This is a genomic window from Polaribacter sp. 11A2H, from assembly GCF_011379025.1.
Classification (GTDB): Bacteria; Bacteroidota; Bacteroidia; order Flavobacteriales; family Flavobacteriaceae; genus Polaribacter.
This window is the reverse complement of sequence record NZ_WTLD01000001.1, coordinates 126417-142860: the sequence shown is the minus strand read 5'-3', so window position 1 is coordinate 142860 and position 16444 is coordinate 126417. Positions and strand designations below refer to the sequence as shown.

Sequence of the window (16444 nt, the reverse complement as noted above, 5' to 3'; positions counted from 1 at the left end):
TATGATGAAGAAACTTCTTTTTATACTGCTAGCAGCTCTCAGTTTTAACGGGGTTTCACAGACTTATAATTTATCAGATTTTAAACCTAAAGAATTACACAATTCTATTCGTTTAAATTATATTTTAATAGACCAACCCAGTAAAACATACGATTATGGAGATGGTAGTACCTACACACTTCAACCAAGAATGGGTTTATTTGGATTAAATTATAATTTTCCTTTAAATGATTGGTTATATACAGGTGCTGGTTTTCACGGAGCAGTATATGGAGATCAAGGTGGTTTATTTACTTTAGGAGTAAATTTAGGGGTAAATACTCAACTTTATAAAAACTTATACTTCGATGTCAACGTGCATGTAGGAGGCGGTGGTGGTTTTAGAAGCTTAGTTGATGGCGGTGGAATTATCTACCCAAATGTAGGTTTACAATATAAAAATAACGGATATGCAATCGGTTTGCAATATGGTTATGTAAACTTTTTTACAGGAATTCAAAAAGGAGATAATATTTCCTTTTTTGTAGAAATACCAACCTCGTTAAGAACTGCATCTTACAAACATGCTCAAAAATCTTTTACGGTTAACGATGAAACGAAAGATAAAGTTTGGACCAAACCTGCTGTAAAAAGTGTACAACAAATTACTTTTGATTATCTTTTTCCAATAGGATCTTCAAGAAACGATGGTATTGGAAACTTTAATAATACCACTCCACTTACCCAAACATTAAGCCTTTTAGGTTTTGAGTACCAACGTTATTTAAACAAAAACACCTTTGTTTACGCACATGTAGACGCTATGTATGGTGGTTTAAGAGCTGGTTTTATGGATGTTTTTTTCGGTATTGGTAAAAACTTTGTAGAAACAGAATATGTAAACTTTTTTGCCAAGGCAGGAATTGGTGCTGCAGGAGGTAGAATTTTCCCTGAAGGTGGTTTAACCATGTACCCAAGTGTTGGTGCAGATGTAAAAGTTACCAAAAATTTTGGATTAGGTCTTCATGGTGGTTATCATAAATCTGTTAGTGGTACTTTTGAAGCATATACAGCCGGTTTTAGTTTAAAATATTATGGTTTAAGCGGCGGAATAAAAGATCCTTACACAGCAGAAAAAATTAAATATATAAATACCCAAGGAATACAAATTGGTGTGCAAAATCAAACCTATTTTGATGTTGCCATTCTTGATAAACCACAATACAAAGAACATGATTTAGAGTTAATAGCATTAAAAATTAATTACGACCTAAACCATCGTTTTTATATAGCCGGAGAAGCTTCCTTTGCTTATTTAGGTGGTGCAGGTGGCTATGCTCATGGTATTTTTGGTCTAGGAATAAAATCAAATAAATTTTTAAATGATAACTTTTCATTATTTGCAGAAGCTGCAGCAGGTGTTGCAGGTGGTGGTGGTGTAGATTCTGGCGAAGGTGTTTTAGTAAGACCAACCGCAGGTATTAATTATCATTTAAACGATAACTTTTCGTTTACAGCTTCGGGCGGACAAATGTGGTCTCCTTATGGTAACGTAAACTCAACAAATTTAAATATTGGTTTTACTTATGGTTTATCAATTTTAAATGCTAAAAAATAATGTATTCTGAAGTTGATTCAGAAACTTAACAATAACAATAAAATCTTGATGTATTTCAAGGTTACAATTAATGTCAGTTCGAGCGCAGTCGAGAACTATTAAATGAATAAAACATCTCGACTGCGCTCGAGAGAACAAAAAAGTAAATTAAAAGATTATGAATAACGGAATTTATGCAAAATTCACCACTCCAAAAGGTGAGATTTTAGTAAAATTAGAACACGAAAAAGCTCCTGGAACTGTTGGTAATTTTGTTGCTTTAACAGAAGGAAATTTAGAAAATGCTGTAAAAGAGCAAGGAACTCCTTATTACGATGGATTAAAATTCCACAGAGTAATTCCAGAATTTATGGTACAAGGTGGTTGTCCACAAGGAACAGGAACTGGTAACCCAGGTTATAAATTTGATGATGAATTTCACCCAGATTTAAAACATGATGCTCCAGGAAAATTAGCAATGGCTAATTCTGGTCCTGCAACAAACGGAAGTCAGTTTTACATTACCCACGTTCCTACTCCGTGGTTAGACGGTAAACATACTGTTTTTGGTTCTGTAATTGAAGGGCAGGATGTAGTTGATGCAATTGCACAAGGTGATGCATTAACATCTGTAGAAATTATTAAAGTTGGTGCAGAAGCAGAAGCTTTTAATGCTGTTGAAGCTTTTAGAACTTTTGAAGGATCTAGAGAAAAGCGTGAAGCTGCAGAAATAGCAAAGCAAAAAGCATTGTTAGATACAGTTGCTGCTGGTTATGATGAAACTGCAAGTGGTTTACGTTACCAAATTTTACAAAAAGGAACAGGAAAAAAAGCAACTAAAGGTGCTGGAGTTTCTGTACACTACAAAGGTCAATTATTAGACGGTACTGTATTCGATTCTTCTTATAAGAGAAAAGAACCAATCGACTTTAATGTTGGTGTAGGTCAGGTTATTTCTGGTTGGGATGAAGGAATTCAATTATTACAAGTAGGAGACAAAGCTCGTTTTGTAATCCCTTCTAATTTAGCATATGGTTCTGCAGGTGCAGGAGGAGTTATTCCACCAGATGCAACACTTATTTTTGATGTAGAATTAATGGCTGTAAAATAAGAATAATATTCTTTACAAGTTATATAATTACAAAAAGCTCTCTGATTTCAGGGAGCTTTTTCTATGTATAAAAGTTTTAATACTTAAAATAGGCTTCTCTAATACGGAATGATTTTTAAAATGATTCCTAAAATTTTAAAACAAATAGCACCTACTAATAAAGCATCTTAAGAGAAATTTCTGAAACTTGTTTTTCTATAGTTGACACCCTATACAGCTTCCGTTGACAACTAAAAATCAATATTTTACAAAAAAAATAGAATAAACTCAATATTTATTGTAAATTCAAAGCATCAAATTCTTCCCATTTCCTATGAAAGAATTTTCCCTAAAAATTAAACTGATTGCTGGATATATCCCCTTTTAAATGATACATATCCGTAATTAAAGTTAGCATATAAAGAAGTTGGCAAAAATACCTCAGTGAGCTCGAAAAATATAATGTAAAGAAAACTAAAATAACTTATCATTTAAAATTATAATGTAAAGAAAAATGAATTTTCTTATCATTATAAATTACCTTTGTTAAGAAAAATAGAATTTCTTATCATTATGAATGACTTTAAACTTGAAAAACTTCCTTTAAAAAAAGACATTGAAACAAAAAATGTTCTGAAAAAATTAAATGAAGCTCATAGAGCATTAGCTGAATTAAAAGGTTTAGTATCTAGTATTCCAAATGAAAATATCCTAATTAATACTTTAGGATTGCAAGAAGCAAAAGATAGTTCTGAAATTGAAAATATCATCACAACACACGATGATCTTTATAAAGCTGAACTAAATTTAGATGGAGTAAAATCGTTAGATGCTAAAGAAGTTCAAAATTATATTTCTGCTTTAAAAATTGGGTATTCCTTAATTTCGAAAAGAAACATTTTAACAAATAATGACATTATCCAAATACAATCTGAATTAGAAAAAAATAATGCAGGTTTTAGAAAAGTTCCTGGAACTGCATTAAAAAATGCTAAAACTGGAGAAACAGTTTATACTCCGCCACAAGACATTGAAACTATAAAAAATTTAATGTCTAATTTAGAACAATTTATTAATGACGATACTTTATCTGACTTTGACCCAATAGTAAAAATGGCTATCATACATTATCAATTTGAAAGTATCCACCCTTTTTATGACGGTAATGGTAGAACAGGAAGAATTATTAATGTGCTTTATTTAGTAATGAAAGATTTACTTGATTTACCAATTCTATATTTGAGTAGGTTTATTATCGAAAATAAAGCTAAATATTATGAATTATTACAAGAAATTAGAATTACTGACAATTGGGAGAATTGGTTAATTTATATTATCAAAGCAGTCGAGCAAACTTCTAAACAAACTATAATTCTAATAAAAGAGATACAGAAATTAATGCTTGAGTATAAACACATAATTAGAGATAATTATAAATTTTATAGTCAAGATTTATTGAATAATTTATTTCAACATCCATACACAAAAATTGAGTTTATAGAAAGAGATTTAGGTGTATCAAGAATTACAGCTGCTAATTATTTAAATAGACTGGCGAAAGATGGAATTCTAAAAAAACAAAAACTAGGAACAGGAAATTACTATGTCAATGAAAAATTATATACGATTTTAACAAAAAAAGTACTTTAGCCAACAACGTGTAGTAAAAATTGCTAAATTAGTGCTTAACTAAAAGTAGTTACTTTTTTATAAACTTCTGTTTTCCTTCGGAAAATAGCCGTTCATAAAACCGCAAATTCCAATACACAACAACGTTAGCACCCCCAAAATCTTTAATTCCAAAAACATAAAAAAGGCTGTCTAAAAAGCAATAAACCTTGTCATGCTGAACTTGTTTCAGCTTCTTACTTACTGAAATTCCAGTTCAAAAGAATCTGAAATAAATTCAGATTGACAAAAATTCACTTTTTAGACAACCTCTTTTTATAGATAAAATCTACAAATAGACTTTACTATTTTTTACTAATAATAGTCAACTCATCTACAATATGTTTTGCATTTGAGTATTTATCTATCAACCAAAGTACATATCTAATATCAACATTAATAGTTCTTTGTAAGTTTGAATCGAAAATAACATCACCAGCCATTGCTTCAATGTTTCCGTCAAAAGCCAAACCAATTAATTCACCTTTTCCATTTACAACAGGAGAACCAGAGTTACCTCCAGTAATATCGTTATCTGTTAAAAAGTTTACAGGTAACTGACCACGCTCATTTGCGTAACGCCCGTAATCTTTCTTTTCGTAAATATCTAACATGCTTTGATCTAAATCAAACTCAGGATCGTTTGGTTTGTACTTTTTAATCATCCCCTGAAAAGTAGTATAATTATTCTCATTGGCATCGTTTCTCTTATCGGCTGGTAAAGCTCTCACTTTACCGTAAGACAATCTTAATGTAGAATTTGCATCAGGATATTTAATATTACTCAATCCAGATTCACGCAATCCTTTTACTAACAATCTAAAAGATGCTTTAAAATCATTTTCTGCTTGTACCAAACTTTCTGGGTTCTCTCTATACTTATCTAATAACTGATTAGACAATTGCAATAAAGGATCACTATTTAAGATGGCTTCATTTGGGTATTGTAAATAAGCCTCTACTCCTTCTTTAGAAGTAAACATACTCAACTTAAAAATAGCTTTTACATACGCAGAAAAATCATTGTCGTTCTTTCCTCCTACTTCTGCAACCAATTCTGGCAATGAGTAATTAGATTTAGATGCTAACAAACCTAATTGTTTTGCAAAAACCTCCTCCTCTAAAGGCAAGTAAAAGTCTTTATAAGAACTCTCTATAAGCGCTTGTAATCTTGGTAACATATTTGCACGCTCTGCTTCATTTGCAGCTGTATATTGCTTTAAAGCACCACCAACTCTGTATGGTAAAACAGCAAATTTACTAGAACGCAACATCCCTAATAAGTAGTTGGTTTGTTTTGCTTTTTCGTTGGTTAAACTATAGTAATTATTGATATTCTCAATAACTTTTCCGTAAGCTTCTTTATTGTCTTTTTTCTTAGCCCATCTTGCAAACTTCGCTTCTACTTTACTCTTCTTTTCAACCGTTTTATGCTCTGTTAAAGCGGTAATCATTCCGCCTCTATTTTTCCAATAGTTGGCAATACCAGCGTAAGCAGATGCGTACATTAGATTTACAGACTCGTCTGCATCCATGTATTTTTTCATAACATCCATACTTAATTTAGAACCTTCTACCCAAGCAGGATATGCAAACTTTACATTTTGTTCTACTCCTTGTGCAGGCATCCAACGGTTTGTTCTACCTGGATATCCTAAAATCATGGCAAAATCATTTTCTTTTACACCATCAATATTAACAGGTAAATGATATTTTGCTTTTAAAGGCACATTGGCCGTAGAATATTCTGCTGGTTCTCCATTTTCATCTGCATAGACTCTAAATAAAGAAAAATCTCCTGTATGTCTTGGCCATTCCCAGTTATCTGTATCTCCACCATATTTACCAACATTTTCTGGAGGTGTACCTACTAAACGAACATCATTATAATCCTCATACACAAAGTAGTAAAACTCATTACCTTCATAGAAAGAACGAACAGAAACGGTGTATTTTCCACCTTCGTTATTTTCTTTTTCAATTTTAGCAATTTCTCTATTAATGATTGCTTCACGTTCTTTTTCACTCATTTTATCATTTACAAGTGATAAAATACGTTTAGAAATATCATCCATTCTTACAAAAAAGCGCACATATAAACTTTCTGGTTTCAATTCTTCTTCTTTAGAACCTGCCCAGAAACCATTTTTTAAATGATTTTGTTCTGCTGTAGATAATTCTGCAATTGCATCGTACCCACAATGATGGTTTGTTAACACCAATCCGCTTTCCGATACGATACTTGCAGTACAACCTCCGTTAAACTGTACAATAGCATCTTTTAAACTTTGATTATTAACACTATAAATTTCTTCGGAAGTTAACTGTAACCCCATTTTTTGCATATCACGATGATTTAATCGTTCTATATGCATTAAAAACCACATCCCTTCGTTTGCCATTGCAGACGGAAGCGACATTATAAATACAATAAATGTAATCAGTATTTTTTTCATTTTATCATGTTTTAAATATGAAGATAAAAATACTAAAATTTAGAATCTTTTTAAATGCGATAACGTGCTATTATTCTCTCTTTTTAAAGTCTAAAAAATATTTTCATCAATTTATTTGGTGAAATTATTTTTAATATTTATTAGAAAAAAAGTTTATTTTTTAAATACAAAACGAATAAATAAAGAGAGATATAATTACTTTTAGTCACAAAAAAACGCTTAAAAATTAGAAATATGATTTCCTTTTTTTAAGCGTTATTAATAAGTATTGTATTTAGAAGACTAGTTGCTGCTTTTAAGTATTTATTAAAATAAAACTTACGTACACGTTAATGAGTCTTAATCAAATTCCTTCATTTCAGAATCATAAAAAGCACCTGCTTTATCCATTAAATCAGCTAATTCTGTAGCAATATCTTCTTCACTCTCTCCTGTTAAATCTTCAAACCACTCTACTTCATCATCTTTTAAGTTGATTAAAAAACGAGGGAATTCTGTATGTAACACAAAAATATCTTCAGGAAATTTACTGTTATCTGCTAATAAAAATTTAGGTAAAGTCATAATATTTTATTGATTATAGATGCTGTCTGTTCGAGCGCAGTCGAGAACTAATTTATTTATTTTAATATCCGCTCGTCTGCACTCGAGAGGACACCTTTATTTTTTCTCTTTTATCAACTTTAAAGTTAACGAATTAAATCTTATAAATAATAAAATAGAAGCTGTTGTTAAGCCTGCAAGTAAACCTAACCAAATACCAAAACTACCATACATTTCTTCGCTCCCTAAGTAATAAGAAACCGGAAAACCGATAACCCAATAAGATATAAAAGTAAGAACTGTAGGTACTTTAACATCTTGTATACCACGCAATGCGCCTAGAAACACAACTTGTATACTATCTGATATTTGAAAAAATGCTGCTGCTAATAATAATTTTGATGCAATAGAAACCACTTCCATATTGTCTATATAATTTACAGTATCACTTAAATCTACATAAATCATTGGTAAACTTTTATGAAAAATAAAGAAAAGTAATGCAAAAAACATCGCTAACAATACTCCTAATAAAAAGATAGAAAAAGCAATTCTGCGCAATTCTTTATAATTTTGTAATCCTTTTTGGTTCCCTACTCTAATCATAGCAGCAACGCTTAAACCCGTTGCAACCATAAACGTCATAGAAGACAAGTTTAATGCTATTTGATTTGCCGCTTGTGGGTTTTTCCCCAACAAACCACTTAACCAAACTGCGGATGTAAAAATAGCAACTTCAAAAAACATTTGCATAGCACTTAAAGAACCAATATTCACAATTTTTTTTATCGTTAGAACATCTAAAACAAAGAATTTTATATTTCTTACTATTTGTGCAGATCTTTCTTTATAACGCAATAATAACCATAAGTAAATAACCATGATTACTCTAGAAATTAACGTACCATACGCTGCACCAATAATTCCCATTTCTGGGAAACCAAATTTTCCGAAAATTAATAAATAGTTTAAAACAATGTTTATAACATTTGCAATTAACGCCGCATACATTGGGTATTTCGTCATAGACAGCCCATCACTAAACTGCTTAATTGCCTGAAAAATAACCAAAGGAATTAATGAAAAAGCAACCAAATCTAAATACGGAATTGCCAACTCGACCACTTCCTTGGGTTGTTTCATTAAATACATTAAAGGCTTAGAGAAATAGACGCCAGCAAATAAGACAATACCTAAGGTAGTACATAAAAACAAACCACTTTTATAAGTTGCTTTTGCTTGTTTTAGATTATCGGATGAATCTGCTTCTGCAATTAAAGGTGTAATCGCTGTAGAAAAACCAATACCTATAGACATGGCGATAAACATAAAACTGTTTCCCAAAGAAACCGCAGCTAATTCTGCTGTTCCCATTTGGCCCACCATAATATTATCTACGAAACTTACAAATGTATGCCCAAGCATACCTAACATTACTGGTGCTGCAAGCTTCCAATTGTATTTAAATTCTGATGTATATTGAGAAATATTCACGTCTATTGTTCTTTTTACGGTTTGCAAAAATACAACTTGTAATTAGAATAATTTGCAGCTATTCTATAAAATAAAAACACAAAAAATCCACCTTTTTCAAAGTGGATTTTTAATACTAATAATTATAGTTTATTACATTGCTGGTTTTGGTAATAAAACAGCATCAATAACATGTATAACTCCGTTAGATTGGTTTACATCTGCAATAGTAACTTTAGCTTTCCCTCCGTTTTCATCAGAAATATAAACGTTTTTTCCTTTCATCCAAGCAGTAATGGTACCTCCGCTTACTGTTTTAATAGCAGCTTTACCATTTCCTTTTTTAATTAAAGCAACAATTACTTTTGCATTCCATTTACCTGCAACAACATGGTACTTTAAAATTGTTTGTAATTTTGTTTTATTTTCTGCCATTAATAAAGTGCTTACGGTACCTTCTGGCAACATCTCAAAAGCTTTATTTGTAGGTGCAAAAACAGTAAAAGGTCCATCACTTGTTAATACATCTACTAAATCTGCTGCTTTTACGGCTGCAACTAACGTAGTATGGTCTTTAGAGTTTACTGCATTTTCTACAATATTTTTAGAAGGGTACATTTCTGCTCCACCTACCATTTTTGTTTTTTCTTGTGCACTAAAATTTTGACTAATTACTAAACTAAGTATTAAAACTGTTACTTTAAAAAAATTTAAGGTTTTCATAATTTGATATTTAAAATTAATAATAATTTGTGTTCAACATATCTACGAGATTTTTTTAGTTACGGTTTTAAAATAAATTTTAAATAAAATGAATCGCCAGAATATTTCCATAAATAATTTAATTATCATTACTTTTGAAGTTCTAAAAAACATACTAAAAACATACCAAAATGGCAAATATCACATTAAAAGGAAATGCAATAAACACAATAGGTAAGTTACCTAAAACAGGTACTAAAGCAGCTGATTTTAAACTAACTGCAGTAGATTTATCTCAAAAAAGTTTATCAGATTTTTCTGGCAAAAAAGTAATTTTAAATATTTTTCCTAGTGTAGATACTGGTACTTGTGCTACTTCTGTTAGAGAATTTAATAAAAAAGCTGCAGATTTAGAAAACACCGTTGTTTTATGTGTTTCTAAAGATTTACCATTTGCACAAGCTCGTTTTTGTGGTGCAGAAGGGATTGATAATGTAGTAATGTTATCTGATTTTGCTGATGGAAACTTTGGAAAATCTTACGAATTAGAAATTGCAGATGGTCCTTTGGCACATTTACATTCTAGATCTATTGTTATTATTGATGAAAACGGAAACGTTATCTACACAGAACAAGTTTCTGAAATTGCTGACGAACCTAATTATACAGCTGCTTTAAACGCAATTTAATTTATGAAGAATCCTAATGATAGCTTTATAAGAGGAAGACTTCGTAGTTTTAAGTTTGCTTTAAGAGGTATGTGGCTTTTAATGACTACTGAAGACAGCATAAAAGCACAACTTTTTATTGCGGTACTTGCTACTATTTTAGGTTTTTATTTTAATCTTTCTAATATAGAATGGATGTTTCAGTTTATAGTTATTGGCCTCGTTTTAGTGGCAGAAGCTTTAAACACTGCTATAGAAAAAGTGGCAGATTTTATACACCCAGAATATCATGAGAAAATAGGTTTTATTAAAGATATAGCTGCAGGGGCACCAAGTTTTGCAGCTTTTATTTCATTAATTATTGCAGGTTTTATATACATCCCTAAAATAGCTTTATTATTTTAGGCGAATTTTTATATATACTGCTAAAACGACCAAAATTTATTAATGGCCAAGAGAAGAACAAGTACAAAAACACCCTTAAATTCTTCGGAAAATAAACCGAGTATTTTTGCCTATTTAAAAACAAGACAAGCAAAGACTATTTTAGGGGCTTTCCTAATTTTATTCTCTGTTTTTCTTTGTATTGCCTTTATTTCTTTTTTCTTTAATTGGCAAGAAGATCAAAGCATACTTAAAGAATTTGCAGATAAAACAGTTAGAAGTAAAAATTTACTGGGTAAAATTGGTGCAACTTTAAGTAACTTTTTTATTTATGAGGGAGTTGGAATAGCAGCCTTTATAATAGCTTTTCAGATACTTTTAACAGGTTGGTATATTCTTTTTAAAAAGAAATTCGCTGCACTAATAATTTCATGGAACTGGTCTCTTTTGGCCATGATATGGATTTCTATAACGTTAGGTTTTGCATATAACAAATACGCATTACTATCTGGGGTTATTGGTTTTGAAATTAATGAATTTTTACAAGCATTTATTGGTAAAACTGGTTTAGTAATACTTTTAACCTTCTTTTTTATTGCTTATTTAGTTTTACGTTATAAAGTTTCTTTTGATAAACACATAGAAACCTTAAAAGTAAAAAGAGAAGAAAGAGAGGCTAGAAAAGCACAAGAATTAGTTTTAAGTGAAACAGAAACAGTTACTTTAAAAACAGATCAAAAAGAAAAATCTGTCGTAGAATTATCTTTAGAAAAACAACAACCAACTATTACTAAATATTCTGATGTTCCTTCTAAAAAAGAAGAAATATCTTTAAATGTTGATAAAAAATCGGGACCTGTATTAACAACAGAAATACCTAAAGAAGAAGAAAAAGAAATTGAAATGGAAGTAGAAATGGACGTTGAGATTGATGTAGCCATCGGTCGAGATGAAGAACATTCTACAGAAAATTTATCCAATCAATTGGTAAAAGACTTTGGTGAGTTTGATCCTACCTTAGAACTAGGGAATTTTAAGTTTCCTACTTTTAACCTTTTAAAACAATACAATGAATCTATTTCTATAGATCCAGAAGAATTAGAAGCAAATAAAGATAGAATTGTAGAAACTTTAAAGAACTACAAAATTGGTATTGCAGAAATTAAAGCAACTGTTGGACCTACAATTACATTATATGAAATTGTGCCCGAAGCAGGAATTAGAATTTCTAAAATTAAAAATTTAGAAGACGATATTGCACTTTCTTTATCTGCATTAGGAATTAGAATTATTGCTCCTATTCCTGGTAAGGGAACTATTGGTATAGAAGTACCTAATAAAAAATCTACCATTGTTTCTATGCATTCTGTAATTTCATCAAAGAAATTTCAAGAATCTACAATGGAGCTACCAATTGCATTAGGTAAAACCATTTCTAACGAAACTTTTGTGGTAGATTTAGCTAAAATGCCTCACTTATTAATGGCTGGTGCAACTGGTCAAGGAAAATCGGTTGGATTAAATGCTGTATTAACATCTCTTTTATATAAAAAACATCCTGCAGAAGTAAAGTTTATTTTGGTAGATCCAAAGAAAGTAGAACTTACGTTGTTTAATAAAATAGAGCGTCATTATTTAGCAAAACTGCCAGATGTAGAAGATGCAATTATTACAGATACTACAAAAGTGGTGCATACCTTAAACTCACTTTGTATAGAAATGGACAACCGTTACGACTTGCTAAAAGCAGCAATGGTGCGTAACATTAAAGAATACAACGTTAAATTTAAACAACGTAAATTAAACCCTAACGACGGGCATCAATATTTACCTTATATTGTTTTGGTTATTGACGAATTTGCAGATTTAATTATGACTGCCGGTAAAGAAGTAGAAACACCAATTGCACGTTTAGCACAGTTGGCAAGAGCAATTGGTATTCATTTAATTGTTGCAACACAAAGACCTTCTGTAAACGTAATTACGGGTATTATTAAAGCCAATTTCCCTGCAAGAATTGCGTTTAGAGTAACTTCTAAAATTGACTCTAGAACCATTCTAGATGCTGGTGGTGCAGATCAATTAATTGGACGTGGAGATTTATTGTATACCGAAGGAAACAATCTTAACAGAATACAATGTGCCTTTGTAGATACGCCAGAAGTAGAAAAAATTACAGATTTTATTGGTTCTCAAAAAGCCTATGCAGAAGCCTATCAATTACCAGAATATGTAGATGATGAAAGTGGCACGAGTATTGATATAGATATTGCAGATAGAGATAAGCTCTTTAAAGATGCCGCAGAAATTATTGTTACGGCACAACAAGGATCTGCTTCTTTATTACAAAGAAAATTAAAATTAGGTTATAATAGAGCTGGTAGATTAATAGATCAGTTAGAAGCTGCCGGTATTGTAGGCGGTTTTGAAGGAAGTAAGGCAAGACAAGTATTAGTTCCAGATTTTATAGCACTAGAGCAATTATTAGAAAACGAAAAGAACCAATAGCCTCTCGATTACTATCGAGATGATAAGAATTAAAATTATGAAAAAAGTAACCATCTTATTTTTAAGTTTATTTTTAACTACGATCACTTTTTCTCAAAATGCAGAAAAAGCAAAAGCTCTTTTAGATGAAGTTTCTACCACAATGGGGGCTTATAAAAACATGTCTATTAGCTTTAGTCAAACCTTAAGTAACGAAGATGCAGGTATAATGGAAGGTGACGAACCACCAATTAGAGGAAAAATTACGTTATCTGGAGAAAAATATAGCCTTAACTACTTAGGGAATCAATTTATTTTTGACGGAAAAAAACTGTATGTAATTAATAATGACGAGAAAGAAGTAACAATTACAGATGGAGACATGAGTGGTGATGATGGCTTTATTTATCCTTCTAAATTATTAACTTTTTACAAAGAAGGTTATAATTTTGAAATGGGAGATTTAAAAAATTTAAACGGTAGAAATATTCAACTAGTTACCTTAAGCCCAATAGATAGCGCTTCTGATATTGTAAAGGTAGAATTAGCAATTGATGCAAAAACAAAGCATATTTATAAGTTAATTCAAACAGGTTCTAATAGCTCTAAAACAACCTTTACTATTAATGAATTTAAAAGCAACCAAACCTTACCTAGTAATCATTTCTCATTTGATGAAGCAAAATACAAAAAGCTAAACTTCTCAATAGATTAATAAATTTCCAATTAACAGATATTTAGTAGCTTATTTCATCATAAGAAACTACTTTTGCCTAGATGAAAATTTTAGATAGATACATACTAAAAACGTTTTTAGTTCCTTTTATAGCTACGTTTTTAATCGTGCTTTTTGTTTTGGTGATGCAAGTATTATGGCAAACATTCGAAAACATTGCAGGTAAAGGAATTAGCTTGCCTTTTATCTTAAAATTTTTATACTACTCTACCTTAATTATTACACCACAAGCATTGCCTATTGGAGTTCTTTTATCTTCTATAATGGCATTGGGTACTTTAGGTGAAAACTACGAATTTGCAGCAGCAAAATCTGCAGGTATTTCTTTACAACGTTTGGTAAGACCTTTGGTTTTCTTAACAATGCTTCTTAGTGGAATTAACTTCTTATTTTTAAATAATGTATATCCTTATGCCGTTTTAAAGCAAAAGAATTTATATTTAAATATTAAAAAGAAACAACCTGCTTTAGCATTAGTACCTGGTAGTTTTAATAGTGACCTTCCTGGTTTTCAAATTAAATTTGATGAAAAATTTGATGAAGAAGGTAAAGATGGAAAAGAAGTAAGTTTATTAAAAAAAGTTTTAATTTACGATTTAACTGCCGGAAAAGGAAACCAAAAAGTAATTACAGCAGAAAGTGGTAAGATTATCTCAGAAGAAGGAAGTCGATATATGACTTTTATTTTATACGATGGTTATTACTACCAAGAACACGTAAAATCTGCAAAAACAGTTTTACAAAGAAAAAAGATGGCGGCTTCTAATGCCACCTTTAAAGAATATGAGTTTAACATTGATATTTCTTCTGTTACCGGAGATGATGATTTAAACAAAACAGACCACACCAAAAACTTTATGATGCTTAGTTTAAATCAATTAGGTGACACCATACCCGATTTAAAAGCAAGTTATGATGAAGCGTTATTACTAAAATCTAAGAACCTATATGCCACTGCGGTTGCAAGGGATTTATACAAATATCCAGATTCTTTAAAGGCAGAAAATATTAATATTGATGTTCTAGAAAATTTTGATTTACAATCTAAAATTAATGTTCTAAACTCTGCTACTACAAAAATAGAACGTACTTTAAGCTCTATAAAAAACAACCAAACATCCATTAAATTTAAAAGAAAAAACTTAAACTTTTTCGACACAGAGTATTATAATAGAATTTCATTTTCATTATCTTGTTTAATACTCTTCTTTATTGGTGCACCATTAGGGTCAATTATTAGAAAAGGTGGTTTTGGTTTACCTATGATATTGGCTATTGCTATTTACGTAACCTACTTCTTTAGCAATACGTTTGGTAAAAATTTAGCAGAAGAAAGTTCTATTACTTCCTTTTTAGGATCTTGGGCATCTGCTTTTATAATGATTCCAATAGGTATTATCTTAACAAGAAGGGCTACAAAAGACAAAGGAATTTTTAATCTGGATGCTATTACGCAACCCATTATCAATTTCTTTAAAAAAATATTTCCAACAAAAGAAGCATAAATAATATGACACTCCAGAACCCTAAAAAAAGTACACAATTAAATTCAATTGCAGAAGCAATTGAAGATATTAGAAATGGTAAAATTATTATTGTTGTAGATGATGAAAATAGGGAGAACGAAGGTGATTTTTTAGCAGCAGCAGAAAAAGCAACCCCAGAATTAATTAATTTCATGGCAACCCATGGTAGAGGTTTAATTTGTGCTCCATTAACAGAAAAACGTTGTAAAGAACTAGACTTACACGTTATGGTTAACAACAACACAGACCCAATGGAAACCGCTTTTACAGTTTCTGTAGATTTACGTGGTAAAGGAGTTACAACAGGTATTTCTGCCGGAGATAGAGCTTTAACGGTAAAAGCATTAGTAGATAAAGATACAAAGTCTTTTGATTTAGCAAGACCAGGTCATATTTTTCCATTAATAGCAAAAGAAGGTGGTGTTTTAAGAAGAACAGGACATACAGAAGCAGCTATAGATTTTGCTCGCTTAGCAGGTTTACAACCAGCAGGTGTTATTGTTGAGATAATGAACGAAGATGGTAGCATGGCACGTTTACCTGAATTGTTAGAGGTGGCTAAAAAATTTGATATTAAAATTGTTTCTATAGAAGATTTAGTTGCTTACAGAATGGAACATGATTCTTTAATTGAAATAAAAGAAGACTTTAATTTACAAACTAGATTTGGCGATTTTAGATTAAGAGCATATCAGCAAACTACTAATAACCAAGTTCATATTGCTTTAACAAAAGGTTCTTGGTCTAAAGACGAAGCAATCTTAACTAGAGTAAATTCTACTTTAATAAATAATGATATTTTAGGAACCTTAACAAATAATGCCGATAAGAAACTAGACCAAATGTTTCAGGTGATAAATGACGAAGGTAAAGGGGCTATTATATTTGTAAATCAACAAAACCAATCTCAAAACTTATTAAGTAGATTGGCTGTTTTAAAAGAGAACCAAAAGAACGGAAACATTAAAGCTCCTGCTATTAAAATGGATAATAAAGATTTTGGAATTGGAGCTCAGATTTTACATGATTTAAACATTCGTCAATTAAAGCTAATTACAAATACACAACAAACTAAACGTGTTGGTATTATTGGTTATGGGTTAGAAATTGTAGATTATGTAGGCTATTAAGTTAT

13 protein-coding genes are annotated in these 16444 nt (G+C 30.7%); 9 read left to right on the top strand and 4 right to left on the bottom strand.

Annotation, left to right across the window (positions count from 1 at the left end; translation table 11 throughout):
- Window position 1: 1 nt before the first annotated feature.
- The 3 genes from GQS58_RS00630 (at window position 2) to GQS58_RS00620 (ending at window position 4316) form a co-directional block, all read left to right on the top strand.
- Window positions 2–1597 carry a hypothetical protein gene (locus GQS58_RS00630; RefSeq protein WP_240914539.1) on the top strand — a complete coding sequence of 532 codons (1596 nt, stop codon included), beginning with the start codon at window positions 2–4 and terminating at the stop codon, window positions 1595–1597.
- Between the two features lie 157 nt (window positions 1598–1754).
- On the top strand, window positions 1755–2687 hold the full coding sequence (locus GQS58_RS00625; RefSeq protein WP_166381845.1) for a peptidylprolyl isomerase: 933 nt from the start codon (window positions 1755–1757) through the stop codon (window positions 2685–2687).
- A gap of 552 nt (window positions 2688–3239) precedes the next feature.
- Window positions 3240–4316 carry a Fic family protein gene (locus GQS58_RS00620; protein WP_166381843.1) on the top strand — a complete coding sequence of 359 codons (1077 nt, stop codon included), beginning with the start codon at window positions 3240–3242 and terminating at the stop codon, window positions 4314–4316.
- Window positions 4317–4639: 323 nt separating this feature from the next.
- On the opposite strand, the gene GQS58_RS00615 is transcribed toward GQS58_RS00620, so the two are convergent.
- The 4 genes from GQS58_RS00615 to GQS58_RS00600 all read right to left on the bottom strand — a co-directional run bounded on the left by GQS58_RS00615 (window position 4640) and on the right by GQS58_RS00600 (window position 9529).
- Window positions 4640–6790, bottom strand: coding sequence for a S46 family peptidase (locus tag GQS58_RS00615; protein ID WP_166381841.1), 2151 nt, complete (start codon window positions 6788–6790; stop codon window positions 4640–4642).
- A 339-nt stretch (window positions 6791–7129) separates the two neighbouring features.
- Window positions 7130–7354 carry a hypothetical protein gene (locus GQS58_RS00610; RefSeq protein ID WP_166381839.1) on the bottom strand — a complete coding sequence of 75 codons (225 nt, stop codon included), beginning with the start codon at window positions 7352–7354 and terminating at the stop codon, window positions 7130–7132.
- Window positions 7355–7450: 96 nt separating this feature from the next.
- The gene (locus GQS58_RS00605) at window positions 7451–8827 is read right to left on the bottom strand and encodes an MATE family efflux transporter (protein WP_317168359.1); all 1377 of its coding nucleotides are present in this window, start codon (window positions 8825–8827) and stop codon (window positions 7451–7453) included.
- A gap of 132 nt (window positions 8828–8959) precedes the next feature.
- Entirely contained in the window at window positions 8960–9529 is a 570-nt protein-coding gene (locus GQS58_RS00600) for a fasciclin domain-containing protein (RefSeq protein ID WP_166381837.1), read from the bottom strand.
- Window positions 9530–9699: 170 nt separating this feature from the next.
- On the opposite strand from GQS58_RS00600, the gene tpx reads away from it, so the two are divergent.
- The 6 genes from tpx (at window position 9700) to ribB (ending at window position 16439) form a co-directional block, all read left to right on the top strand.
- Window positions 9700–10197: a thiol peroxidase gene (tpx, locus tag GQS58_RS00595; protein WP_166381835.1), complete on the top strand. Its 498-nt coding sequence runs from the start codon at window positions 9700–9702 to the stop codon at window positions 10195–10197.
- 3 nt (window positions 10198–10200) lie between these two features.
- Window positions 10201–10581, top strand: a complete 381-nt coding sequence (locus tag GQS58_RS00590) for a diacylglycerol kinase family protein (RefSeq protein ID WP_166381833.1) — start codon at window positions 10201–10203, stop codon at window positions 10579–10581.
- A 42-nt stretch (window positions 10582–10623) separates the two neighbouring features.
- Window positions 10624–13068, top strand: a complete 2445-nt coding sequence (locus GQS58_RS00585; RefSeq protein WP_166381831.1) for a DNA translocase FtsK — start codon at window positions 10624–10626, stop codon at window positions 13066–13068.
- Window positions 13069–13105: 37 nt separating this feature from the next.
- Window positions 13106–13762 (top strand): LolA family protein, encoded by a 657-nt coding sequence (locus tag GQS58_RS00580; protein ID WP_166381829.1) that lies wholly within the window; start codon window positions 13106–13108, stop codon window positions 13760–13762.
- Between the two features lie 62 nt (window positions 13763–13824).
- Window positions 13825–15288 carry an LptF/LptG family permease gene (locus tag GQS58_RS00575; protein WP_166381827.1) on the top strand — a complete coding sequence of 488 codons (1464 nt, stop codon included), beginning with the start codon at window positions 13825–13827 and terminating at the stop codon, window positions 15286–15288.
- A gap of 5 nt (window positions 15289–15293) precedes the next feature.
- Window positions 15294–16439 carry a 3,4-dihydroxy-2-butanone-4-phosphate synthase gene (gene ribB / locus GQS58_RS00570; RefSeq protein WP_166381825.1) on the top strand — a complete coding sequence of 382 codons (1146 nt, stop codon included), beginning with the start codon at window positions 15294–15296 and terminating at the stop codon, window positions 16437–16439.
- The last annotated feature ends 5 nt before the right edge of the window (window positions 16440–16444 follow it).

What these genes read in the sequence shown, in the direction of transcription:
- GQS58_RS00590 (WP_166381833.1), top strand. Translation starts at nt 10,201, where the DNA reads ATGAAGAATCCTAATGATAGCTTTATAAGAGGAAGACTTCGTAGTTTT.
- ribB (WP_166381825.1), top strand. Translation starts at nt 15,294, where the DNA reads ATGACACTCCAGAACCCTAAAAAAAGTACACAATTAAATTCAATTGCA.
- GQS58_RS00620 (WP_166381843.1), top strand. Translation starts at nt 3,240, where the DNA reads ATGAATGACTTTAAACTTGAAAAACTTCCTTTAAAAAAAGACATTGAA.
- GQS58_RS00585 (WP_166381831.1), top strand. Translation starts at nt 10,624, where the DNA reads ATGGCCAAGAGAAGAACAAGTACAAAAACACCCTTAAATTCTTCGGAA.
- GQS58_RS00625 (WP_166381845.1), top strand. Translation starts at nt 1,755, where the DNA reads ATGAATAACGGAATTTATGCAAAATTCACCACTCCAAAAGGTGAGATT.
- GQS58_RS00615 (WP_166381841.1), bottom strand. Translation starts at nt 6,790, where the DNA reads ATGAAAAAAATACTGATTACATTTATTGTATTTATAATGTCGCTTCCG.
- GQS58_RS00630 (WP_240914539.1), top strand. Translation starts at nt 2, where the DNA reads ATGATGAAGAAACTTCTTTTTATACTGCTAGCAGCTCTCAGTTTTAAC.
- tpx (WP_166381835.1), top strand. Translation starts at nt 9,700, where the DNA reads ATGGCAAATATCACATTAAAAGGAAATGCAATAAACACAATAGGTAAG.
- GQS58_RS00575 (WP_166381827.1), top strand. Translation starts at nt 13,825, where the DNA reads ATGAAAATTTTAGATAGATACATACTAAAAACGTTTTTAGTTCCTTTT.
- GQS58_RS00580 (WP_166381829.1), top strand. Translation starts at nt 13,106, where the DNA reads ATGAAAAAAGTAACCATCTTATTTTTAAGTTTATTTTTAACTACGATC.
- GQS58_RS00600 (WP_166381837.1), bottom strand. Translation starts at nt 9,529, where the DNA reads ATGAAAACCTTAAATTTTTTTAAAGTAACAGTTTTAATACTTAGTTTA.
- GQS58_RS00610 (WP_166381839.1), bottom strand. Translation starts at nt 7,354, where the DNA reads ATGACTTTACCTAAATTTTTATTAGCAGATAACAGTAAATTTCCTGAA.